18 protein-coding genes are annotated in these 23577 nt (G+C 64.7%); 14 read left to right on the forward strand and 4 right to left on the reverse strand.

The features are described 5' to 3' along the window. The first annotated feature begins 142 nt into the window (after positions 1–142). The 3 genes from hpf to secA all read left to right on the forward strand — a co-directional run bounded on the left by hpf (position 143) and on the right by secA (position 4871). On the forward strand, positions 143–817 hold the full coding sequence (hpf, locus tag ACN0TP_RS10950) for a ribosome hibernation-promoting factor, HPF/YfiA family (protein ID WP_417218904.1): 675 nt from the start codon (positions 143–145) through the stop codon (positions 815–817). A gap of 28 nt (positions 818–845) precedes the next feature. After that, positions 846–2069, forward strand: coding sequence for a winged helix-turn-helix domain-containing protein (locus ACN0TP_RS10955; RefSeq protein ID WP_417218905.1), 1224 nt, complete (start codon positions 846–848; stop codon positions 2067–2069). A gap of 72 nt (positions 2070–2141) precedes the next feature. Then, on the forward strand, positions 2142–4871 hold the full coding sequence (gene secA / locus ACN0TP_RS10960; protein WP_417218907.1) for a preprotein translocase subunit SecA: 2730 nt from the start codon (positions 2142–2144) through the stop codon (positions 4869–4871). On the opposite strand, the gene ACN0TP_RS10965 is transcribed toward secA, so the two are convergent. Both ACN0TP_RS10965 and ACN0TP_RS10970 read right to left on the reverse strand, forming a co-directional pair. Next, positions 4868–5437: an Rv3235 family protein gene (locus ACN0TP_RS10965; RefSeq protein ID WP_417218909.1), complete on the reverse strand. Its 570-nt coding sequence runs from the start codon at positions 5435–5437 to the stop codon at positions 4868–4870. The genes secA and ACN0TP_RS10965 overlap by 4 nt on opposite strands. A gap of 5 nt (positions 5438–5442) precedes the next feature. Beyond that, positions 5443–6210 (reverse strand): LysM peptidoglycan-binding domain-containing protein, encoded by a 768-nt coding sequence (locus ACN0TP_RS10970; RefSeq protein ID WP_417218910.1) that lies wholly within the window; start codon positions 6208–6210, stop codon positions 5443–5445. Positions 6211–6352: 142 nt separating this feature from the next. On the opposite strand from ACN0TP_RS10970, the gene ACN0TP_RS10975 reads away from it, so the two are divergent. From ACN0TP_RS10975 to ACN0TP_RS10995, 5 genes are all read left to right on the forward strand, one after another. Further along, on the forward strand, positions 6353–6907 hold the full coding sequence (locus ACN0TP_RS10975) for a hypothetical protein (protein ID WP_417218912.1): 555 nt from the start codon (positions 6353–6355) through the stop codon (positions 6905–6907). Between the two features lie 146 nt (positions 6908–7053). After that, complete coding sequence (locus ACN0TP_RS10980; protein WP_417218914.1) at positions 7054–7707, forward strand: hypothetical protein; 654 nt, start codon at positions 7054–7056, stop codon at positions 7705–7707. Then, positions 7704–8978, forward strand: a complete 1275-nt coding sequence (locus ACN0TP_RS10985) for an AAA family ATPase (RefSeq protein ID WP_417218915.1) — start codon at positions 7704–7706, stop codon at positions 8976–8978. The genes ACN0TP_RS10980 and ACN0TP_RS10985 overlap by 4 nt, the downstream gene beginning before the upstream one ends. A gap of 60 nt (positions 8979–9038) precedes the next feature. Continuing rightward, positions 9039–13871 (forward strand): NAD-glutamate dehydrogenase, encoded by a 4833-nt coding sequence (locus ACN0TP_RS10990; RefSeq protein WP_417218916.1) that lies wholly within the window; start codon positions 9039–9041, stop codon positions 13869–13871. A gap of 3 nt (positions 13872–13874) precedes the next feature. Continuing rightward, positions 13875–15341 (forward strand): sensor histidine kinase, encoded by a 1467-nt coding sequence (locus ACN0TP_RS10995; protein WP_417218917.1) that lies wholly within the window; start codon positions 13875–13877, stop codon positions 15339–15341. A gap of 88 nt (positions 15342–15429) precedes the next feature. Here ACN0TP_RS10995 and ACN0TP_RS11000 read toward each other — a convergent pair whose 3' ends face one another. Next, complete coding sequence (locus ACN0TP_RS11000) at positions 15430–17190, reverse strand: LysM peptidoglycan-binding domain-containing protein (RefSeq protein WP_417218919.1); 1761 nt, start codon at positions 17188–17190, stop codon at positions 15430–15432. A gap of 224 nt (positions 17191–17414) precedes the next feature. Between ACN0TP_RS11000 and ACN0TP_RS11005 the strand changes: the two genes are divergently transcribed. Continuing rightward, positions 17415–17747, forward strand: coding sequence for an Rv2175c family DNA-binding protein (locus tag ACN0TP_RS11005; RefSeq protein WP_417219397.1), 333 nt, complete (start codon positions 17415–17417; stop codon positions 17745–17747). A gap of 52 nt (positions 17748–17799) precedes the next feature. Here the strand turns inward: ACN0TP_RS11005 and ACN0TP_RS11010 are convergent, their stop codons facing one another. Further along, complete coding sequence (locus tag ACN0TP_RS11010) at positions 17800–18906, reverse strand: polyprenyl synthetase family protein (protein ID WP_417218920.1); 1107 nt, start codon at positions 18904–18906, stop codon at positions 17800–17802. A 71-nt stretch (positions 18907–18977) separates the two neighbouring features. Here ACN0TP_RS11010 and dinB point away from each other — a divergent pair, with 71 nt between their 5' ends. The 5 genes from dinB to ACN0TP_RS11035 all read left to right on the forward strand — a co-directional run bounded on the left by dinB (position 18978) and on the right by ACN0TP_RS11035 (position 23537). Beyond that, positions 18978–20174, forward strand: coding sequence for a DNA polymerase IV (gene dinB, locus ACN0TP_RS11015; protein ID WP_417218922.1), 1197 nt, complete (start codon positions 18978–18980; stop codon positions 20172–20174). Between the two features lie 172 nt (positions 20175–20346). After that, positions 20347–20712 (forward strand): DUF3040 domain-containing protein, encoded by a 366-nt coding sequence (locus ACN0TP_RS11020; protein ID WP_417218923.1) that lies wholly within the window; start codon positions 20347–20349, stop codon positions 20710–20712. A 521-nt stretch (positions 20713–21233) separates the two neighbouring features. Then, positions 21234–21665 carry a division/cell wall cluster transcriptional repressor MraZ gene (gene mraZ, locus ACN0TP_RS11025; protein ID WP_417218924.1) on the forward strand — a complete coding sequence of 144 codons (432 nt, stop codon included), beginning with the start codon at positions 21234–21236 and terminating at the stop codon, positions 21663–21665. A 169-nt stretch (positions 21666–21834) separates the two neighbouring features. Then, entirely contained in the window at positions 21835–22833 is a 999-nt protein-coding gene (gene rsmH, locus ACN0TP_RS11030; RefSeq protein WP_417218925.1) for a 16S rRNA (cytosine(1402)-N(4))-methyltransferase RsmH, read from the forward strand. Next, complete coding sequence (locus ACN0TP_RS11035) at positions 22830–23537, forward strand: hypothetical protein (RefSeq protein ID WP_417218926.1); 708 nt, start codon at positions 22830–22832, stop codon at positions 23535–23537. Before rsmH ends, ACN0TP_RS11035 begins: the two co-directional genes overlap by 4 nt. Positions 23538–23577: the final 40 nt, after the last annotated feature.

Consider the following 23577-nt stretch of genomic DNA (forward strand, 5'->3'; position numbering starts at 1 on the left):
CGGGGAAGGGCTTGATTATTGGGTGCCCTGGATTACGGTTGAGTATGGGCACCTCACCAAGAGGAGAAGAACCCATCTTCAGCGGCTGGAAGGAGGAACTTTCAGCCGCTGTCGTGTCACCCGAGGTCAGTAGGAGGACACCATGGAGATGAACATCACCGGGCGCAATGTGACGGTATCCGATCGGTTCCGCGAATACGCGGACGAGAAGACTGACAAGATCGGGCAGCTGACGAGCAAGGTCCAGCGCCTCGATGTCAAGGTCACCAAGGAACCCAACGCCCGGCAGGCCGAAGCCCAGCTGACAGTGGAGATCAGCGTCGTGGGCAGTGGACCGGCCATTCGCGCGGAAGCCAAGGCCGCCGACAAATTCGCCGCCTTCGATACGGCATTCACCAAACTGCTCGAGCGGCTGCGCCGGGCCAGGGACCGGAGGAAGGTCCACCACGGCCGGCAAACCCCGCAGGCCGTGTTCCAGGCGACCTCCACGCTGGAGCCAGCCAGCAGCAGCCTGCCGCTGCACCAGGAGACGTTGAACGAGCAGGAACGCGAGGCAGCGGAAAATGCGGCCGACAACCCGGTCGAAATCCGCCGCAAGGTCTTCCCCGCCGAAACCATGAGCGTGGACGACGCCGTGGACCGGATGGAGCTGGTCGGCCACCCCTTCTACCTGTTCGTGGACTCGGAGACGGGCGCCTCCTCGGTGGTGTACCGGCGCCAGCAATGGAACTACGGGGTGATCACGCTCGATGGCAACCACGCCGACGCGGAGACCGTGGAGACCCGTCATTACCGTGAATCCCAGACCGCGTCCTAGCGGCCGTGCGGGCATCTAGACTGTCCGCATGACTCGACGGATGACCCTGGCACAGGCGCGGCGCGTGGCGTTGGCCGCCCAGGGACTGCATCAGGCACGGCCCACCGGCCCGGCGACAGCCCGGCAGGTGGGCCTTGCCTTTGACCGCCTCCACTTGCTGCAGATCGATTCGGTCAACGTGCTCAGCCGCTCGCACTATCTGCCGATCTTTGCCCGGGTCGGCCCCTACGACCGGACGGTCCTGGACCGGATGGCGGCGCGTTCACCCCGGCGGATGGTCGAATACTGGGCGCACGAAGCCAGTTTCATCCGACCCGCCCACTTTGCCGACCTGGTGCCCTGGCAGCGCCGGACCTGGATGGGCAGCTTTTCGACGGAACGACCCGAACTACGTGAACTCGCCGACCGGATCCTCGTGCTGTTGGAGTCCTCCCGTCCACTCACCGCACGCGAGGTGGCGGCCCGGATCGGCCATCGCGAGGAGATCGACAGGTCGAACTGGGGCTGGAACTGGTCCACGGTCAAGGAATCCCTTGAGGCGCTGTTCGCCGGTGGCGAGGTCGGTTCAGCCGGGCGGACCGCGCAATTCGAGCGACGCTATGCACCGATTTCCCGGGTTCTCCCGAGCTCGGTGGCGCTTCCCGACGGCAATGATGTGGACGCGTCCGCCGAGCGGTTGGTCGAATCGGCGGCCCAGGCCCACGGAATCGGCACAGTTCGCTGCTTCGCGGACTATTTCAGGTTGCCGTTGCGCGCCGCGGCGCCGGCCGTGGACCGGCTGGTCACCCGCGGTGTGCTTGAACCGGTGGAGGTGGCCGGTTGGCCGGGGCAGCAGTTCCTGCATGCCCAGGCGGCTCGTCCCCGTTTGGCGCGTGGTCGAGCGCTCTTGAGCCCGTTCGACTCGCTCGTCTTTGAACGACGGCGGCTCGAGGACCTGTTTGGCTTCCACTACCGCCTGGAGATCTACACCCCGGCGCACAAGCGCCGGTACGGCTACTATGTGCTGCCGTTCCTCCTGGGCGACCGGATGGTTGCGCGGGTGGACCTGAAGGCAGACCGTGCCAACCTGGAGCTGTCGGTCCGTTCCAGCCACGCGGAAGCCGACGCACCCGCCGAGACGGCCGCTGAACTAGCTGCTGAACTGTCGCTCATGGCCGGATGGCTCGGTCTGGAATCGGTGCGCATCGATCCGGAGGGTAACCTGTCCCATGAACTGGCCCGTGCGGTGCGGACACGGTGCGGGGGAACCTAAACCGGGTCCCGCACGTGTCTCCCGTAGACTGGCCAAGCCAGAATTCCTGTGCCTGAGATTTGGAGCTACCACGTGGCATCACTGCTAGAACGCGTCCTGCGGACCGGCGACAAGAAGATCCTGAAGCGTTTGCGCGGATACGCCGACGCAATCAACACGCTTGAGGATGAATTCCGGGCCATGTCGGATGCGGAACTGCGGGGCGAAACGGAGGCGTTCAAGAAGCGTCACCAGGAGGGCGAATCCCTGGACTCCCTGCTGCCCGAGGCCTTTGCCGCCGTGCGCGAGGCAGCTGACCGCACCCTGGGCATGCGCCACTTCGATGTCCAGCTGATGGGCGGCGCCGCCCTGCACCTGGGCAACATCGCCGAGATGAAGACCGGTGAAGGCAAGACCCTCGTGGCCACCGGGCCCGCCTACCTGAATGCCATTTCAGGCAAGGGCGTGCACGTGGTCACGACCAACGACTACCTTGCCGAATACCAGTCGGACCTCATGGGCCGGGTGTTCCGGTACCTGGGCATGACCACGGGGTGCATCCTGGCCAACCAGGACCCCGCGATCCGCCGCAAGCAATACGAAGCGGACATCACCTACGGGACGAACAACGAGTTCGGGTTCGACTACCTGCGCGACAACATGGCGTGGAGCAAGGACGAACTGGTCCAGCGCGGGCACAACTTCGCCATCGTCGATGAAGTCGACTCCATCCTCATCGATGAGGCACGGACCCCGCTCATCATCTCCGGCCAGGCCCAGGGCGATGTGAACCGCTGGTTCGGGGAGTTCGCGCGGCTGGTGACCAAACTGGACCGGGACGATGACTATGAGGTCGACGAGAAGAAACGCACCGTCGGTGTCCTGGAGACCGGGATCGAGAAGGTCGAGGACCACCTCGGCATCCACAACCTCTACGAGGCGGCGAACACGCCCCTCATCGGCTTCCTGAACAACGCCATCAAGGCCAAGGAGTTGTTCAAGAAGGACAAGGACTACGTCGTGATCAACGGCGAGGTCATGATCGTCGACGAGCACACCGGCCGCACCCTGGCCGGTCGACGCTACAACGAGGGCATGCACCAGGCGATCGAGGCGAAGGAAAACGTCGAGATCAAGGCCGAGAACCAGACCATGGCCACGGTGACCTTGCAGAACTACTTCCGCCTCTACGGGACGCTGTCCGGCATGACCGGCACCGCGCAGACCGAGGCTGCGGAGTTCATGGGCACCTACAACCTCGGCGTCGTGGAGATCCCCACGAACAAGCCGATGCAGCGCAAGGACCAATCCGATCTCATCTACAAGAACGAGATTGCCAAGTTCGACGCCGTTGCCCAGGACATCGTTGAACGCCACGCCGCAGGGCAGCCGGTCCTGGTGGGCACGACCAGTGTCGAGAAGAGCGAGTACCTCTCGCGGAAACTCGCCCAGGAAGGCGTCCGCCATGAGGTACTGAACGCGAAGCAGCACGCCCGCGAGGCCGCGGTCGTGGCCCAGGCCGGCAAGAAGGGCGCGGTCACCGTGGCCACGAACATGGCCGGCCGTGGTACCGACATCATGCTCGGTGGCAACGCCGAGTTCCTGGCGGTCGCCGAAATGGAACGGCGGGGCCTGGACCCCGAACGCGATTCCGAGGAATACGAGCGGGTCTGGGACGACGTCTTCGCCGCAGCGCAGGACCAGGTCAAGGCCGAGTCCGAGGAAGTTCGCAGTTTGGGTGGGCTGTACGTGCTGGGTACCGAGCGCCACGAATCCCGTCGGATCGACAACCAGCTGCGCGGTCGTTCCGGTCGCCAGGGCGACCCCGGTGAGTCGCGTTTCTACCTGTCGATGACCGATGACCTGATGCGCCGCTTCAATGCCAATGCCGCCCAGCGGATCATGAACAACCCCTCCATGCCCGACGACATGGCGCTGGAGTCGAAGATCGTTTCCAAGGCGATCGAGACCGCGCAGGGTCAGGTCGAGTCGACCAACGCCGAACAGCGCAAGAACGTGCTGAAGTACGACGACGTCATGAATCGACAGCGCGAGGCGATCTATGGTGATCGGCGGCGCATCCTGGAGGGCGGTGACCTCCAGGAGCAGGTCCAGCACTTCATGGAGGACGTCGTCAAGGCCATGGTGGCCGAGGCAACGAGCGAGGGCCACGGCGATGACTGGGACCTCAAGCAGCTCTGGACGAACCTCGGGCAGCTGTACCCGATCGCGCTGACCATCGACGAGGTCCTGGAGGAAGGCGGCGGTCCGGGCCGCATTACTTCCGAGTTCCTCCAGGAGGAGATCCTTTCCGATGCGAAGGTCCAGTACCAGGAGCGCGAGCAGGCCATCGGCGAGGAGAACCTGCGTGAGCTGGAACGCCGAGTCGTCCTCAGTGTGATCGGCCGCAAGTGGCAGGAACACCTCTACGAGATGGACTACCTCAAGGAAGGGATCGGTCTGCGGGCGATGGCCCAGCGCGATCCGCTGGTCGAGTACCAGCGCGAGGGGTTCGTGATGTTCCAGACCATGATGGAGGCCATCCGGGAGGAAAGCGTCGGATTCCTGTTCAACCTCGAGGTCGAGGTCGCCCAGCCGTCTCCCGTGTCGCTTCCCGGTGTCACCGACGCCAGGTCGGCGACGACGACTCCGACCCTGAACACCCCGGGGCTGGAGGCTCCTGCGCGACCCGCGTCCCTGCAGTACACCGCCCCGAGTGAGGATGGCGAGGCGGAATCCCGCGTCGAGCGTGCCGCGGCGGATGAATCCAAGGCGAAGGGGAACCGGTCGGACCGGCGGTCCAAGAAGTCGAAGCGCCGCTAGCCGATTTGTAGTTCCACGACGCTCCAGTGTCCGTGCCGCCGCTCCACCCGGAGCGCTGCGGCGCGGACACGGTCGTTTTCTGCCACCACCAGGCTTGCCTCGTAGGCCCCTGGAGCGACCGGGCACAAACGGGTCCTCCGGATGGCGGTATTGCGGTGCAGACGCTGCCCGTCGTCGGGCTGGGTGGCGGCGACCAAAGCCACCCGGCAACGCAGCTTTTCATATTGTCCGGCTTCCAGCCACCGGGCCAGCTGGTGGACGGGACGGATGCCCGATAGGGATTCGAAGGCGGCCAGCCCGACCATTCGCACGATGGTGTGGACGTGCGCCCGTTCCTCCCGTCGTTCGGACTCGGAGGCCTGGTGCACCGGTGTCCCGCTCCGCGTGGAGGCGGTTCCCCGACCGGGGGCTGGTCCGAACCGCGCCTCGCTGGAAGGTAGCAGATCGGCGAACTTGCGGACCGGCAGGGGCCTGATGGCGGGGACGAGTGTGGGCCTGTCGGGCCCCAGCCCCCGTCTGGGGGCGTGGTCTGGGAAGTCTTCCTCGGGACGTGCTGACTCGGTCATGGCTCCTACCTTCTGTTCTGGTCTTGTTCTGCCCGTGGAGGGGTCAAGACGGTTCCGATGTCCAACATGTCGGGATCCGGCCCGATGGCTGCGCGGTTGATTCGATACCAACGTGGCCAGGCCCTGGCGATTTCGGCGTCGGTGGCCCCGGGGCCCGCGCTTCGGGCGGCAATCGACCAGAGGGTGTCCCCGGCTTCGACGACCACCGATTCCCTGGTCTCGGTTCGGGTGCGCTGACCCATCAATCGGTTCAGGGGAGCCGCCGGGCGCTCCGGGCTCCAGGCGGGTGACGGCAGCTCGCTGTTGCCCCAGGAAGCCGCAGGCAGTTCGGCCCCCGCTGCCGGAACCGACCAGGAGACCGCACTCGTGGGCGGTGTGGTCGTCGCGGGAAGGCCCGTTCCGCCAGGGGCGGCCGCCTGCGCGGCAGGGATGACCAGGAGATGGGCCCCCAGCAGCACGGCGGCCAGTCGTCGCATGAAGGCCGGGGAACACCGTGCGGCCCGGGCAGCGGCATGGTGGTGGCCTCGTCGGCCGAGAAGCTCAGCCAGAAGGCCGATCAGCAGGCTGAAGAGCCACCAGGCCAATATGAGGAGGCCCAGACCGATGAAGACCAGGGCCGCGGCACGGTCCCATCGGGTGGGGGAGAGCAGGACGAGGGGGCCGGGTGAATCGGTTCCGAGGGCCATCGAGATTCCGCACGCGGTGAGCAGCACACCACACAGGCCGACCACGAGCGCGGGGACGGCCGAGGCCATCCCGGGGCGAGGACTCACTGAGTTCATCTTCGTCACCCTCATTCATTTTGATGTCATTTGATGTTGTTTGATGATTATTGATAGTGATCATGGCACTTGTTGTTTTAGTTGTCCAGTGCTTCGCGACAATTCGTCCACCCGTGCGGCATAAGGTGGTGCCATGCGCTGGGAATCGTTGTTCGCCGATCTGGAGTCTCAACTCAATGCCGTCCGAGCCCGCGAGCGGACCGTTGAAATCCAGGAGATGGTTCGCATCGAGCGCTCGCAACTGCGTCTGTGGGATCATCTGGCCGGTCAACTTGGGACTGAGCTCATCGTTGATCTGCTCGGCGGGCACAGATTGCGGGGAATGCTGCAGCACGTCGGGGTGAACTGGCTGTCGCTGCGTGAGGGGCCGGCGGAATACCTGGTGGTCGACGCCGGAATCAGGTCATTGGAGATCGCCGGGCACCGTGCCGCTGTCGCGGAGGAGTCCACGGTCCGCCGGCGGGTCAGCCTGGGGGCCGCGTTGCGTTCGCTCGTCCGCGATCGGGCCCGGGTGACGGTGTGGGCCGTGGATGGGGCCCTACTGGGCACCGGGACGCTGGATCACGCCGGGGCCGACCACCTGCGCTTGGCGCTTCATCCGGTCGATGGCTACCGCCGGGAAGCCGAGGTGCGGTCGGTGGCCCTGCTGCCGCTGGGCTCCGTCGCCGCACTCCGTCACGAGACGTAGCGAAGGGCCCATTGTCCACAGATGCAGCACGGGGTCTTGGGCCAGGGGCCTTTGATCATTAGGGTGGACGATCAGGGGGACCCGTCTTCGTGGTTTCCCCGGCAACATGGAGCGTGTACCGGGGTTCCCGGGGAGGCGGAGGCAAGGTGGCAACTGAGGCGGAACACGCCGGACCGGCGCGAAGGCTGCGCAAACCCGGGTGGAAGGATCCCCGGCTGCTGGTCGGCATCCTGCTCGTTGTCGTCTCCGTGGCCGGGGTGCTCACCCTGGTTTCGGTGCAGAACCAGACCGTGCCGATGTATGTGGCGCGCCAGGATATTGCCCTGGGGCAAAAGATCGATGCCGACGCGCTGCGGGTCGTGGACGTGCGCCTCGACACGGTCCAGGACCGCTATCTCGCCGCCGACGAACCACCAGCGGCGGATCTGCACGCCAACACCTTGATCCGGGGCGGGGAACTGCTGCCCCTGGCGGCCGTTGGCGGCCGTGACCCGCAGGGGCGCAAACCCCTATCGGTGGAGCTGCCACAGGAGCTGCCCGTAGCCGTCGGCGTGGGTACCCGCGTCGACGTCTGGGCAGCGGAGCGAGGCTCGAACTCAACCACCTATGGTGAGCCCAAGCGCCTGCTCCAATCCGTCGAGGTCAGTTCCGTGCGCGAACTCGACTCAGGATTCGGCGGGTCCTCCGGGCAACTAGTCGAACTGCTTGTCATGGACAAGGACCTGCCGGCCATGCTCTCGGCCATCGCCAATGAAGCACGGCTGACCATCGTGTACAACCCCGGCAAGGCCGACCAGTGAGCGTTGCAGTGGTCGTTTTCGGCCGGGTGGGGGATCTGCCCGACCGTCTGGAGCGGCTCCGCGGACCGGTCACCATCGTGCGCCACTGCGACGAACTCACCGAGGTCATCGCCTTGGCGGAAACAGGGCTGGCAGACGCCGCCTTGCTGTTGGGTCCCGCCGATGAAATCGATGCGGCATTTGCCGACGAGCTCGCCTTCCATGGGGTGCCCGCAGTGGCCATTACCGATGATCCCGAAGTTGCCGAACGTCTGACGGGCCTTGGCCTGGGCGTAGAACCCACCACGACAGGAGAGCAATCCGTAGCGGATCTGCTGGAGTTGCTCGTCTCCGGTTCACACCGGCCAGCGCGGGGAGCCCGCCATGCGTCGCAGACCGTGGAGGCAACCCCCGTTGAGGTACGCGATCCCGGGCGCATCCTCGCGGTCTGGGGCCCGACCGGATCCACGGGGAAGACGGTCGTCGCGGTCAATCTGGCCGCCGAGGCAGCCATGGCCGGCCAACGCGTGCTGCTCGTCGACGCCGACACCTATGGCTCCAGCGTCGCTGTGCACCTCGGACTGCTGGATGAGTCGGCCGGCATAGCCCAGCTCTGCCGGCTATCGGATCAGGGCATGCTCGACGAATCCGGGTACGAACGTTCCTGCGCTGTCGTCGCCGTCGGCGGAACCACCTTGCGGGTGGCCACCGGGCTTCCGCGCCCGCAGCGGTGGCCGGAACTGCGCGCCGCTGCGCTCACTCGTGTGCTGGACTTCGTTCGACGACGCGTTGACCTGGTGGTCGTCGACGTGGCGTCCCTGCTCGAACGCGACGAGGATCTGACCTACGACACGTCGGCACCACAACGCAACGGTGCAACTCTTGCGGTGCTCGAGTCTGCCGCTGAAATCATCGCGGTGGGCGCCGCCGACAGTGTGGGCGTACCGCGCCTGGTGAAGGCCTTGGAGGATCTGCTCGAGATCCTGCCCGAGGCCGAACCCCGGGTTGTCTTCAACCGCGTCCGCCGTTCGTCGGTCGGGCCGTCGCCGGAACGCGCCTTGCGCGAGACGTGGGAGCGCTTCGGCCCGGGGCCCGCCCTGGCCGCCCAATTGCCCTCGGATCCCGAAGCCGCCGACCGGGCGCTCCTGCAGGGAAGTGTCCTGGCCGAGGTCGCTCCGGACAGTGAACTCAGGGCACGTATCGCAGAACTGGTGGCGGTGACGGTACGCCGCAGAACGGGGTTGCTCGGCAGGGCCTCCGGCGCATTGGGTGCTGGTCGAAGCGCGGGTTAGTCTTGAGGGGTTCGGGGCCGCAACGGAGCGGCCCACATCGCTACACGGAGGCGTTAATTGATGTCGTCGGGGTCGGGCATGCCTACAAGGTTCATTGCCGAGACAAACACTCCCAAGTTCACCGAGGCCTACTACGGGCACCTATCGCCGGAGGATGCGCAATCATATTCTCCTGAGGCGCTGGGGGAGCGGGTTGCAGTACACCTCGGCATCGGCCACCAACGACAGCCCGGGCACGCGAAGGTCGCAGTCGACGCCACGGCAGGGACCACCGTCGTGTACGTGGTCACCGACGACATGCCCTTCCTGGTCGACTCGGTCACTGCCGAGATCGTGCGGCAGGAACAAGCCATCACCCTGGTTGTCCACCCGACCTTCGTGGTCCGTCGGGACGACGAAGGCTGCGCCCTAGCCGTCGAGCCCGTCTCAACGCGTGCTGCCACCTCATCGGGGGACACCGCAGCGCTTCCGAACCTGGCCAGTTTCATGTCCCGCGAGGGCGAGAAGTCCACCGTTGAATCTTGGATAGCCATTGAAATCGGCGGAACCCCCGGCGAAGAGCAGGTCGCGTCGCTGGTGGAGGGACTTGAGCGCGTCCTCGCTGATGTCCGTGACGCCGTGGAGGACTGGCAGGCGATGCGCTCGAAGGCCGGCGAGATCGCCGATTCGCTCGCAGACGTTGCCGATGGCGCGGACATCCCAGATCTGGAGAGTGCAGCGGAGCTGCTGCGCTGGCTCGACGACGGGAACTTCACCTTCCTCGGCTACCGCGAATACGATCTGGTCACCGAAGGCGGGGAGGACGTCCTGCACGTGCGCCCGAACAGCGGGCTGGGTCTCATGAGGCGATCCGGGACCACCATGCTCCGGCAGGAACTGACCGAATCCGGCAAGGAAAAGGCGAGGGAGAGGCGCGCCCTGGTCATCACCAAGGCCAACTCGCGTTCCACCGTCCACCGTGCGGTCTACCTCGACTACATCGGCGTCAAGAGCTTTGACGCCCAGGGCAACGTCAACGGCGAACGCCGGTTCATCGGGTTGTTCGCTTCCAGTGCCTACACCCGCCCGGTGCGCAGCGTACCGGTTGCCCGTGAAAACGTGGAACGGGTGCTGGAAGCCTCCGGGTTCGCACCGGACTCGCACTCCGGCAAGGACCTGCTGACCATTCTGGAGTCCTACCCGCGCGACGAGCTGTTCCAGATCGCCACCGATGACCTCCTGCGCATCGTGACCGGCATCCTGGGACTCCAGGAACGGCGACGCACCAGCCTGTTCCTGCGGCCCGACACCTATGGACGTTTCATGTCCGCACTGGTCTTCCTGCCCCGTGACCGTTACACGACCGCCGTCCGGCTCCGGATCGAGGCCGAACTCACGAAGGCCTACGAAGCCGAGTCCACCGAGTACGAGGTGCGGATGAGCGATTCGGCGCTGGTGCGCCTGTTCTATCGCATCCGCCTGCCACGTGGCGGCGAGACTCCCGAGGTGGCCCCGGCAGACCTCGAGCAACGGCTGGTCCGCGCCGTCCGTTCCTGGTCCGAAGGCGTGGATGAGGCAGTGCGCAGCCGGTTCAGTGGTGATGAGGCAGCCATGCTTTCGCGGCAGTGGGCCGAAGCCTTCCCCCAGGCCTACCGTGTGGACTTCGAAGTCGAAGATGCGCTGGAAGACATCGAACGCTTCTCAACCTATGACGACCCGCAGCACGAAGGGCCCGTCGTGAAGGTCTACGTGCCCACGGACATGAGCCGGCAACACGGCATCGATGCGCGCCTGAACCTCTACCTCACCAAGCCACTGTCGCTGAGCCGGATCCTGCCCGTGCTCTCGAACCAGGGCCTGGAAGTCGTTGACGAAAAGCCGTTCGCGATCCAGCGGGGCGATGGCACCGAGTTCTTCCTCTACGATCTCGGCCTGAAGTATCCCGACGGCATTGATCCGCTGCAGACCCGCGACCTGCTGACCGAAGCGTATGCCGCGGTCTTCACCGGGCGCGCCGAATCAGATGCGTTTGACCGGCTGATCCTGGCTCAGGGTCTCTCCTGGCGCGAGACGGCCATCCTGCGGGCCTATGCCAAATACCTGCGTCAACTCGGCGTCGCGAACTCCTACGGGTTCATTTCCGACACCATGCTGGCGAATCCGGACGTGACCCGCTCGCTCATCGAACTCTTCGAGGCCACCTTCGACCCCGACTTCGATGATGCCGACCGGAGCCACCGGATCGAAGCAGCGCGAACGGCTCTGGATACCGGGCTGGAAAGCGTGGCAACGCTTGACGCCGACCGGCTGTTGCGTCGGTTCATCAACGTCATCGACGCCACCACCCGCACGAATTACTACCAGGACACCATCCACCTGTCCTTCAAGCTCGAACCGGGACGGATTGACGGCGCGCCGTTCCCCCGGCCACGCTATGAAATCTGGGTCTATTCACCACGAGTCGAGGGCGTGCACCTTCGCTTCGGCAAGGTCGCCCGAGGGGGACTGCGCTGGTCCGACCGCCGTGAGGACTTCCGCACGGAGATCCTGGGTCTGGTCAAGGCCCAGATGGTCAAGAACGCGGTGATCGTCCCCACCGGCGCCAAGGGCGGGTTCTTCGCCAAGAACTTGCCGGATCCCACGGTCGACCGCAATGCCTGGATGGAGGAAGGCAAGGCGGCCTACCGGATCTTCATCTCTGCCTTGCTGGACATCACCGACAACCTGATCCAGACAGCGGACGGCGAGCAGGTGGCTGTTCCCGACCAGGTGGTGCGCTTGGACGACGATGACAGCTACCTGGTCGTCGCCGCCGACAAGGGCACGGCCAGCTTCTCGGATATCGCCAACGAGATCTCCTTGTCACGGGGACACTGGCTGGGCGATGCGTTTGCCTCGGGTGGCTCCGTCGGCTATGACCACAAGGCCATGGGCATTACGGCCCGCGGTGCCTGGGAGTCCGTCAAACGGCACTTCGCCGAGCTGGGCATTGATACCCAGAAACAAGAATTCACGGTCGCCGGCATCGGGGACATGAGCGGAGACGTGTTCGGCAACGGACTCTTGCGGTCCCCGCATGCCAAGCTGGTGGCCGCCTTCGACCACCGCCACATCTTCCTGGACCCGCACCCCGACGCGGCGGCCTCCTTCAAGGAACGACAGCGGCTCTACGACCTGCCGCGCTCGAGCTGGGGCGACTATGACACGACGTTGATTAGCCAGGGCGGAGGAGTCTACCCCCGCCAGTCCAAGACGATTCCCGTCTCTGACGAGGTCCGCGAGGTCCTGGGCCTCCCCAACGGCACGACATCCATGTCTCCGCCCGACCTGTTGCGCGCAGTGCTCTCGGCGCCCGTCGACCTGCTCTACAACGGTGGCATCGGCACGTATGTCAAGGCCTCCGGCGAGACCCACGCCGATGTGGGAGACCGGGCCAATGACGCGATCCGTGTCGATGGCGGGGACCTGCGGGCCCGCGTCATCGGTGAAGGCGGAAACCTGGGCATGACCCAGCGCGGTCGCATCGAGGCTGCTCTCAACGGGGTCATCCTCAATACCGACGCCATTGACAACTCGGCCGGCGTCGATTGTTCGGACCACGAGGTCAACATCAAGATCCTGGTGGACCGGATGGTCCGGGCAGGAAAGCTGGATGCCAACGACCGAGCCGACTTCCTGCACTCCATGACCGAGGAGGTCTCACGGCTGGTCCTGCGAACCAACGTTGACCAGAACATCCTTTTGGTCAACGACAAACAGCACCTTTCGGAATGGAGCCCAAGCTTCGAGAGGCTGATGGACTTCCTGGAGGAGCACGCCGACCTGAATCGGGAGATCGAGTTCCTGCCCAGCACCGACGAGCTGGAGGATCGGTTGGCCGAAGGGAAATCCCTGACGGCGCCGGAACTGTCCGTTCTCGTCGCCTACGCCAAGATCCAGCTGGCCACGGCACTGGCCAAGACCGATCTCTCCGATGATGCGTACTTCGACCAGACGATGCGCGACTACTTCCCGGTGCAGTTGGCCGAAAAGTTTCCCGAGGACATCCTGGCTCATCCGCTGCGCAAGGAAATCGTCAGCACCGTCGTCGCCAATGACATGGTCAACATGGGTGGCATCACCTATGCGTTCCGCGTCATGGAGGAAACCAGTGCCACCGAGGCATCCGTGGCACGGTCATTCGTCGCCCTGCGTGAAATCTACGACTTGGACGCCTTCGTCGACGCGGTGACCGGGTTGCCGGCCAGTGTGCCGACCGAGCATTGGTGCCGGATCCAGCTGGACATGCGGCGGTTGCTGGACCGCGCCACGCGCTGGTTCATCACGCACGTCGGCCGGGGTACCAGCATCCAGGAAGACATCGACGCCTTCAAACCGACCGTGTCCACCTTGAATGCAGAACTCGGAAACCTGCTGCAGGGGAAGGACGCACAACGCGTCGCAAGCTGGAAGGCAGATGGGCTGTCGTGGGGACTGCCCGAGGACCTTGCAGCACGGTGGTCACAGCAGTTCGAGAGCTTTGCCCTCTTGGACATTGCCTTGGTTGCCCGCGACCAGGACAAGCCAGTGCGCGAAGTTGCCGCCGTGTACTACCTCGTCTTCGAACGGTTCGGCGTGGACGGCCTGCTCGAGCGCATCACCAAACTCCCCCGGGGAGACCGGTGGGAGGCACTGGCCCGCGCTGCCCTGCGAGACGACCTGTACTCCACGGCCGTGGACATCACCGAAGCGGCCCTGGACGCAGCACCGGACGCGAATGATCCAGCCACGTGCCTTTCGGCGTGGGAGGAACAGAACTCGGGCAACCTGGATCGGGCCAAGAAGATGTTCGATGAGGTCAACAGCCTGGAGCGGGACGACATGGCGTCGCTCTCGGTGGCCCTGCGCCTGCTGCGCTCGATCGTCCGGCGGTAGCACTTGGCGACGTTCACCGATCCCATCAGGGAGCTGGCCGACTTCGGTCCCGGAGACGAGGAATGGCTCCATCTCCTGGTGGGGGACTGGCAGATGGTCGCAGACCTGGCCTTTGCCGATCTGGTGCTGTGGCATCCTTCGGCTGGCGGGACGTACATGGCCCTGGCCCATGTGCGTCCCTCCACCAGCCACACGGTTTTCCACAGTGACTTCGTGGGAGAACGGATTCGTCGTGATCTGCGGCCGCTGGTCGACCAGACCTGGTCCTCAGGGGAAATCCAACGGGCCGCCGAAGACCACTGGACCCGCGAGTCGGCCATGAGGATCGACGCCTATCCGATGGTGCGCAACGGCAGGACCCTGGCGGTGGTCACCAGCCATCAGGACCTGTCGACGTCGCGGGTGGCCTCGCGGCTGGAACAGACCTACAAACAGTGCGCCACCGACCTGCTGCGCATGGGCACGCAAGGCCTGTGGCCGGATTTCGCGACGCCCACGGGCTCGCGCAGGGGTGCCCCGCGGGTCGGTGACGGACTGATCCGCTTGGACGCCGAGGGGATTGTGCAATACGCCAGTCCCAACGGCGTCTCCGCGTACCGCCGACTGGGTGGAGTGGACTCCCTCGAAGGCCGGTCCCTGGCCGAAGTCACCACGGGATTGCTCAGGGATCGACGCCTGATCGACGAGTCGCTGGCCCTGGTCGTGACCGGGAAGATGCCGTGGCGCACCGAAGTTGAATCGCGGGGCGTCAGCCTGTCCCTGCGTGCCATTCCCCTGCGCGACGGAAAGACGCGTTATGGCGCCTTGGTCTTGTGCCGTGATGTGACGGAACTCCGGCGTCGTGAGATGGAACTGGTTTCCAAGGATGCGACGATCCGGGAAATCCACCACCGCGTGAAGAACAACCTGCAGACGGTGGCCGCTCTGTTGCGGATGCAATCCCGGCGCATGGTCAGCGAGGACGGAAAACTCGGCCTGGAACAAGCGATGCGTCGTGTCGCCACGATCGCGCTGGTCCACGAGACCCTGTCCCAGGGGCTCAGCCAGAATGTGGACTTTGATGAATTGATTGACCGTCAGTTCCGGTTGGCGGCCGAAGTGGCCTCGCCCGGCCAGGTGGTGCGCACCGAGCGGTCCGGGTCGTTTGGCGGACTGCCCAGCGAGCTGGCCACCCCCCTGTCCCTGGTCATCAACGAACTGGTGTCCAACGCCGTGGAACATGGTCTGGGTGAACGCGACGGAACGGTGAGCCTTGACGCCACTCGGCGCCCGATCGCCGACGGCACCGAAAGACTGCGGGTCGTCGTGTCCGACGACGGGAAGGGCCTGGGCACCGAGCCCGGCAAGGACGGGCTGGGGTTGCAGATCGTCAAGACACTTGTGACCAGCGAACTCGCCGGCTCGATCGAATGGGAGCCGCGGGAACACGGAGGCACCAACGTGATCCTGGACCTTCCGGTCCAACGCTGACCGGTTCCCCCGGCGCACCGGGAGGAAGAAACAGCAGGCCGGGACCCCCTGGGGGTCCCGGCCTGCTGTTGCGACTGCACGTTATCGGTTAGCTGAACGTCTTCTGGTGTGCCTTCACGGAGCGGACGTATGCCTTCGTATCCGTATACATGCCATTGCGCTTCACCGAGCCCTGTCCCTGGTAGTACGAGGCAATGCCGACCTCCACCGACGAACTGGTGCGCTGCAGGGAGCGGATGATCGCGACTCCTGCGGTGACGTTGTCGCGCGGGTTCAACAGGTCAAGCTTGCGACCAACCAACTGGGACGCCCACTCACCGGAGGTAGGGATGACCTGCATGGCGCCGATTGCGTTGGCGGGGGACACCGCCGCCATGTTGAAGCCCGATTCCTGGTAGGCGTGTGCCAGCGCCAGGGACGGGTCGACACCCATCTGGCGGGCCGTGCTGACGATCAAGGACTTCATCTCGGCCCGGGACGGCAGGTTCCGCGACAGCAGTTCATATTTGTTGTCGTTGGCCGATTTCACCGTTTCCGACGGGTACTTGTAGTGAAGGAAGGTGTCCGAAACCAGTTGCTTGCGCGAGGACGTGGCGGAAACCGAGGCCCCTGCGCCCACTTTGAGTTTCTGTCCCACACGGATGACCGAGGACTTGCTCAGGTGGTTGGCCTCCAGGAGCTTGGAGAGTCCCATGCCGGCCTCGGCCGCGATGCCCGAGAGGGTATCGCCCGACTTGACCGTGTAGGTCGACGTCTTCGCCTTCGGGGCGCTCGTGGACTTGGCCGGTGCAGCCGAACCGCCGGAGAGGCGGATCTTCTGGCCGGGGTAGATCACTGAGGAGCGGCTGAGGTTGTTGGCCTTCAAAAGCGAGGAGAGCCCGACGCCTGCCTTGGAGGCGATTCCGGAGAGCGTGTCCCCTGACTTGACCGTGTAGCTCGAGGTCCGAGGCGTAGCGGAGGGCTTGCTCTGCTTCGCGCTGCTGGTGGCGACCCGCACTGGTGTAGGGGAACCGCCGGAGAGGCGGATCTTCTGGCCGGGGTAGATCACCGAGGAGCGGCTGAGGTTGTTGGCCTTCAAGACCGAGGAGAGCCCGACGCCTGCCTTGGAGGCAATTCCCGAGAGCGTGTCCCCTGACTTGACCGTGTAGGTGGCCCCGGTACCGGGGGAGGACTTGGCAGTAGTCTTCGAGGCGCTGGAGGACTTCGCCGGTGCGGAGGAGCCGCCACTGAGGCGGATCTTCTGACCCGGGTAGATCGTGGTGCTGGCCTTGAGCCCGCTGGACTTCAGCAGCTCGGAGAGCGAGAGGTGGTGTTTGTGGGCGATCCCGGACAGGGTATCCCCGGACTTGATGGTGTAGCTGGTGGCCTTCGATGCACTCGACGACGAGCGCGATGAGGACTGCTTGGCCGATCCGTGCGACGTCGCCAGCTTCAGCTTTTGGCCGGGGAAGATCAGGTCATTGACCGAAAGGTGGTTCGCCTTGAGCAGGGTCGAGAGCGAAACATGATGGCGGTGGGCGATGCCCGAGAGCGTATCCCCGGACTTCACCGTTACCGTCTTCGGTGCGGCAGTGGCCACTGTCAGGCGGGCCGGGATGTGGGACGCCACCAGATGCGCGGCAATTCGTTGCTGTGCGGCGGCGATATTGACGCTCGTCGCCGGCTTCGGAAGAAGGAGGGCTCGTGTCGTGGGGACTTCGGCGGCTACGGCCGGGGCAGCTGCAGCCATCCCCGAAATGGCAACGGCGGGGATTGCCGCGGCCGCGACTGCGCCGTAGATGGACCGGTTGCGGGGTCCCTGAACGATGTCGTTCGAGGAGCGCGCACCGCTGGAGCGGAGCTCGGGCATATAGATATCCTCTGATCGCGACGGCCGGGGCCGAAGAAGTCCCAGCGAGTGGAGCCAGGCAGGGCTCCGCGATACTCGTGTGACTTATGTTGCAAGTGTGACTCAAGTGAATTTACACCATTTCGCCGACGACCAAAAGTCTTAAGCGGCTCGTCACGCCCGGATTGCCACCGGGAAGGGCGGCCGTGTGGCAGTCTTGTCCCGTGAGCTCTCTTAATAACCTCGTGACCGAATGGTTGTCATTGCCTGACCTGGCCGATCAGCTGGGTGTGTCCATCAAGGATGTCCATCGCCTGCTCGACGAGCGTTCGATCGTCGAAGCGCGGGTGGGCGAACGCCGGGTCCGTTCAGTGCCCGCGGCCTTTGTCCTGGACGGGCGCGTGGTGGACAGCCTCAAGGGCACCATCACCGTGCTGGTCGATTCCGGCTTCACCGACGAACAGCTGATTGCCTGGCTGTTCACCCCCGATGAGTCGCTTCCCGGTACGCCGATCGAAGCACTACGCCAGGGCAGGAAAACCGAGATCCGTCGCAGGGCCCAGGCACTGGCCTGGTAGGCGGTCCCCGCAGGAGCCGGGCTTGCCGTCCCCCGGGGGCAATGGGCCGTGGCTAGGCCGAACGATTGGTGACGGCTTCGCCCAGATGGCGCAGCTGAAGCCTGACGTCCTGGGCCACGGGAAGTCCGGCCAGCGCGGAAAATCCCCGCTCCGACAGCTCGGCAATCGTCGATTCCGTCGCCTTCAGGGCGCCTGAGCTCTCCAGGATGTCGGTCATGCGGCTGATTTCAGCGGTGGTGAGGTCATCGGCGCCCAGGCGTTCCTGGATGAAGTCCCGGTCGGGGGTTGAAGCGCGCAACAGGGCATGGGCGATCATTTCCGTCCGCTTTCCCTCACGGAGGTCATCGCCCGCCGGCTTGCCAGTCACTGCAGGATCCCCGAAGACGCCGAGCACGTCGTCCCGCAGTTGAAATGCCTCGCCGATCGGCAACGCAAAGGCCGAGTAGCCCGCCAGTAGCGCACTGTCAGCGCCAGCCAGGGCTCCCCCGAGCAGTAGGGGGTTTTCGGTGGTGTATTTGGCTGACTTGTAGCGCAGTATGGTCCGCGCCCGTTGCAGGACGTCCTCATCGGGCGACGAGGACCCGGCCGACTCCTCCAGGACATCGAGGTACTGGCCGGCCATGACCTGGGTTCGCATGCCATCGAAGATCACCCGGGCCGGAGCTCCGGCCGGGGCAGCGGTCGCGAAAAGCTGCTCGCTCAAGGACAGGCACAAATCACCAACAAGGATGGCCGCCGCCTCGCCGAATCTGGCGCCGTCTCGCGCCCAGCCTTCACGGGCGTGGATGTTTTCGAAGGATTTGTGCACGCTGGGGCGGCCGCGACGCGTAGCCGAGCGGTCGATGACGTCGTCGTGGATCAGGGCCGCTGCCTGGAACAGCTCGAGGGCGGCAGCCGCACGCACGATGCCATCGTCTCCACGGTCTCCTCCGGCTCCGGCATAACCCCAAAAGGCAAAGCGGGGACGCAACCGTTTGCCGCCCTGGACCAGGGACGCAATGGCTGTGACCAGATCGGCTGCTGAAGAGGAGATTTCCGCCACGATGTCGTGCTGCTCGGCCAGGAACACCGCGAGCGCTTCGTCGAGGCGTTCGGCGAAACCGTGGTCATTTGTTCCATCGGCAAGGGGAAGTGGGCCGGTGGCATCGATGTGGTTCATGGCATCCATTGTGTGGGCGATCGGGGTTGGCTCCACTCTATCTGTCACCGAACGTCCCTAGAATTGAAGGCATGTCCGATGCCCCCCAACACCGCACCGTCCTCCACGTGGATATGGATGCCTTTTATGTGTCGGTGGAGTTGCTCGAACGGCCGGAACTGGTGGACCGCCAGGTCATCGTCGGTCATCCGGGATCGCGTTCCGTTGTCTTGTCGGCTTCCTACTCGTGCCGGCGCCTTGGCGTGCGTTCTGCCATGCCCATGAGTGCTGCCATGCGGTTGGCCCCCTCCGCGACGGTCATCGAGCCGAGCATGGGCTCCTATCGTCGCTACTCCGCACGCATCATGGACATTTTCCATGAAGTGACGCCCTTGGTTGAACAAGTCAGCGTCGACGAGGCCTTCTTGGACGTCACCGGCAGCCTGCGTCGCCTGGGTGGGCCGCTGGAGATCGGAAGGATGATCCGCCGGCGGATCCACGATGACCTGGGGCTGCCTGCCAGTGTTGGCATCGCCCGGAACAAGTATGTCGCCAAGGTCGCTTCGACCCGTGCCAAGCCCGACGGCCTGTTGCGGATTGCACCCGAGGACACCGTCGCCTATTTGCATACGCTTCCGGTGGGCGCACTGTGGGGCGTCGGGGCCAAAACCGCTGCGGTGTTGGCCCGGGCCGGAATCTCGACGGTCAGTGAGTTGGCGCAGACGCCGGTGGCCACCCTCGAACGGCTGCTGGGCTCACATGGGTCGCATTTATATGAATTGGCCTGGGGGCGCGATCCGCGGCCCGTCGAGCCGGTGCGGGAGGAGAAGAGCATCGGGGCAGAGGAGACCTTTGCCACGGATGTCGGAGACGATGCGTTGCTACGCCGGGAACTCCTGCGGTTGGCCCACCGAGTCGCACAGCGGCTACGGGAGGCTGGACGCCAAGGACATTCGATTGCGCTCAAGATCCGCTACGAGGACTTCACGACCACCACGCGCAGCCGCCGCCTGGTGCAACCGACGAATTCGGCCCAGGCCATCCGCGAGGCAGCCGAGGGACTGCTGGACGGACTCGGTCCGCGCCCGCAAAAAGTCCGTTTGATCGGAGTCCGCGTTGAACAGCTCTCGGACGCCGGGGCCGGCTTCCAGATGAGTTTCGAACGCCGGGATGGCAATTGGCGCCAGGCAGAAGAAGCCATGGACCTGGTCCGTCAGCGCTTCCCCTCGGGCCTGCTGCGGCCGGCCACCTTGATGCCCCCGCGGAGGGGGAAGGATACCGAAGGGTAATCCGACTTCCCGGAGGTACCGAAGCGGACTATCCTAGATAAACCACGGTATTGAAGATCACGTTGGACATCCCCGAGAAAACGGGAACAATGGAGTTGCTAAAACCGTTGAAAGATATATAGGGGCTTCCTATCGGAAGCCGAATGGGACACGAGGGATTGGGGAAGGGATCATGCCACTTTCCGAACACGAGCAGCACTTGCTCGAGCAGCTGGAGAAGCAACTGCACGAGGACCACAAGTTTGCCTCCTCAATGAAGTCCAATGCTTCTCCCGGGGGGTTCTCGACTCGAAACATCGCCATTGGTGCGTTGGTTGGAGTCATCGGAATCGTCGTCCTCCTGGTGGGTGTTTCCAACCAGTGGATCCCCTTGGGCGTCGTGGGATTCGCGCTGATGTGTGTCGGCGTGTACGCCGCCTTTTCCAAGAGCGCTTTGGGCCGAGTCGGCAGGGGCCGTGCCAAAAACGGGGCCCAGAAGAGCTCCTTCATGTCGGACCTTGAGTCCAAGTGGGAAGCGCGGCACCGCGACGACCACTAACTAGCTGGCGTACGGGCGCGACACAGCCCACCCGCCGATCCGCTTTCCGCAGGGCGCGAACCTTTTCAGGTTGGCGCCCTTTGTGTTGCCCGGCCCCGGACCCGCAGGCCGCGGCATGGAACCGGGCGAACCCGCATCATCAACATCCCCACGTGCCCCCAGGCACCCCTGCCGCCAGCCAACGCTTGCCCCGACCCTGGCCGTGCCGCAGGTCTTCCTCCACCCGGTCCCACGGGATCCTCCACTTTCCCCCACCGGTGTCCCCTGGCCCCTGGATCCCGCCCGATCCCGCCGTTCTGGGCGTCGATATCGGGTGTGGACACCCCACGGCTCAAAATATCCCTCCACCTTGCACCACCCGCGTCCTTCCCAGTGATGGCGCGGAAAATTTTTTGCCCTTTGGTGGAACAACCCTCCAATGTGATTGACAGTGGGGGTAAGTGGAGTAAAGTGGGGGACTGTAGAGGTGAATGGGGATGACGGGGTGAACGTGGCTCCTTGAAGACGGGAAGGCGGTGCGTATGTTCCTCGGGACGTACACGCCGCGCCTGGATGAAAAGGGACGCATCATCCTTCCTGCCAAATACCGGGATGAACTGGCGAACGGGCTGGTCTTGACCCGGGGGCAGGAGCGCTGCATTTACGTCTTCAGCCAGCGGGAGTTTGAAAACGTGCATGAGCAGATGCGCCAGGCTCCGTTGGCATCGAAGCAGGCGCGGGATTACATCCGCGTTTTCCTGTCCGGCGCTTCAGACGAAATGCCGGACAAGCAGGGCAGGGTCACCATCCCGGGGGCATTGCGCAGCTACGCAGGGCTGGACCGCGAGGTCACGGTTATCGGTGCGGGATCGCGAGCCGAGATCTGGGACACCCAGGCTTGGAACGCATATCTCGAGGAACAGGAGAACTCGTTCTCCGAGACAGATGAAGAAGTACTGCCGGGCATCTTCTAGCAAATGCTGGAAGGACCGGTGGGGTTGGACCTGATCTCCAGCCGCCCGACGAGCACCATCCTGGCTTCACTTCCCCGGAGCCAGGCCGGAGCCAATCGGGTCGGAGGGGGATCTGGCCCAATCCCCACACCACGATTGCAAGCTGTGACACGCTGAAAGGGGACAGGGCATGACCGACGACAACACGCCCCGTCCCACCTCCGAGCGGCACTTGCCAGTGCTGCTCGAGCGTTGTGTGGGGTTGTTGGCGCCGTCGATCCAGGCAGGGATCGACCAGCGCGAACGGGCCGTCGTTGTGGATTGCACACTGGGCATGGGGGGGCATTCCGAGGAGATGCTCAAGCGGTTCGAGGGTCTCCACCTGATCGGGCTTGATCGAGACGAGCAGGCCCTGGCGCTGGCCGGGGAGCGGCTGGCCGCATTTTCGGACCGCACCGATCTGGTCCACGCGGTCTATGACGAAATCGATGAAGTGGTGGCCGACCTCGGGTTCGAGGCCGTTGACGGAGTCCTTTTCGATCTCGGGGTTTCGTCCCTCCAGTTGGACGAACGCGAACGGGGATTCGCCTATTCATTCGACGCGCCGCTGGATATGCGGATGGACACCTCTCGCGGCCCCACCGCGGCCGACGTCGTGAACACCTACGACGAGTCGGACCTGGTGAGGATCATCCGGGGTTGGGGCGAGGAGAAGTTCGCCGGACGCATTGCCTCGGCCATGGTCCGGGATCGCGCCACACGTCCCTTCACCACCACCGGGGAGCTGGTCGAAAGCATCCGCAGCGTGGTCCCCGCGGGGGCAGCCCGGACCGGAGGGCATCCGGCCAAGCGGACTTTCCAAGCCCTGCGCATCGAGGTCAACGAGGAACTCGACGTCCTGGACCGTGCGTTGCCCGCCGCGATGGACGTGGTGGGCATTGGCGGACGAGTCGTGGTGATGAGCTACCACTCGCTGGAGGACAAGCTGACGAAGAAGCATTTCTCCGCCGGATCCAAGTCATCGGCACCTGTCGGGTTTCCGGTGGAACTCGAGGAGCACAAGGCGCGCTTCAAAAGCCTCACCAAGGGCACCGAAAAACCCACCGAACGCGAAATCGACGAAAACCCCCGCGCGGCCTCGGCAAAACTGCGAGCCGTTGAACGAATCCTGAGGAGGAGCCCAGCATGAGCACCGCAACCCAGTCGCGTGCAGTTCACGCCGACCACGGCCGCGTCGGCGTCAACGATGGGGCAAACGCCCGGGCCTGGGCTCCGTCACCCCTCCGGCACGCAGAATCAAAGCAGCGGACGCCGCTGTCGCTGGTGCCAGCGACCAGGCGCAGCCGACGCGCCGGGTTCGCGGCATTTTGCTTCGCCCTGCTGCTCGCCGCGCTGGTCGGTGTGCTCGTGATCAATGTCAATGTTGCCAACTCCCAGTACGACATTGTGGGCCTGAACGCCGACGAGCAGGCGCTGACCCAGCAGAACGAAGCGCTGACACAGGAACTGCAAAATCTCCAGGCTCCCCAAAATGTGGCTGCCAAGGCGGCAGAATTGGGTATGGTCACGCCCGGAGCGGTGGCCTCGATCAACCTGAAGAGCCAAAAGATCACCGGAACGTCCACTCCCGCGGAGAAGGGCAAGACGCCCACCTCGCTGGTGGCCGCACCGGAGGCACCCGGCGACCAGGCTGAACGCGGGGCTTCCGACGGGAAAACCGCCGACAGCAGCACCAGCACGACGTCGGATGACAAGGCACCCGAGGGCAATGCCGTTGCCGGAGGGGCATCGGCCAACGAGAGCACGACAACAGAGAACACCCAGGATTCTTCGGCGAAGGAACTGAACGGCGGAACCATCCCGGCTCCGGCGCAGCAGGACTCCGGACAGTAGGGCAGCCAGCCAGCCTGTTCGGTCCGGAACCCGGGGGAGT

The sequence above is a fragment of the Arthrobacter sp. genome, assembly GCF_048266065.1.
Taxonomy (GTDB): Bacteria; Actinomycetota; Actinomycetes; order Actinomycetales; family Micrococcaceae; genus Arthrobacter_H.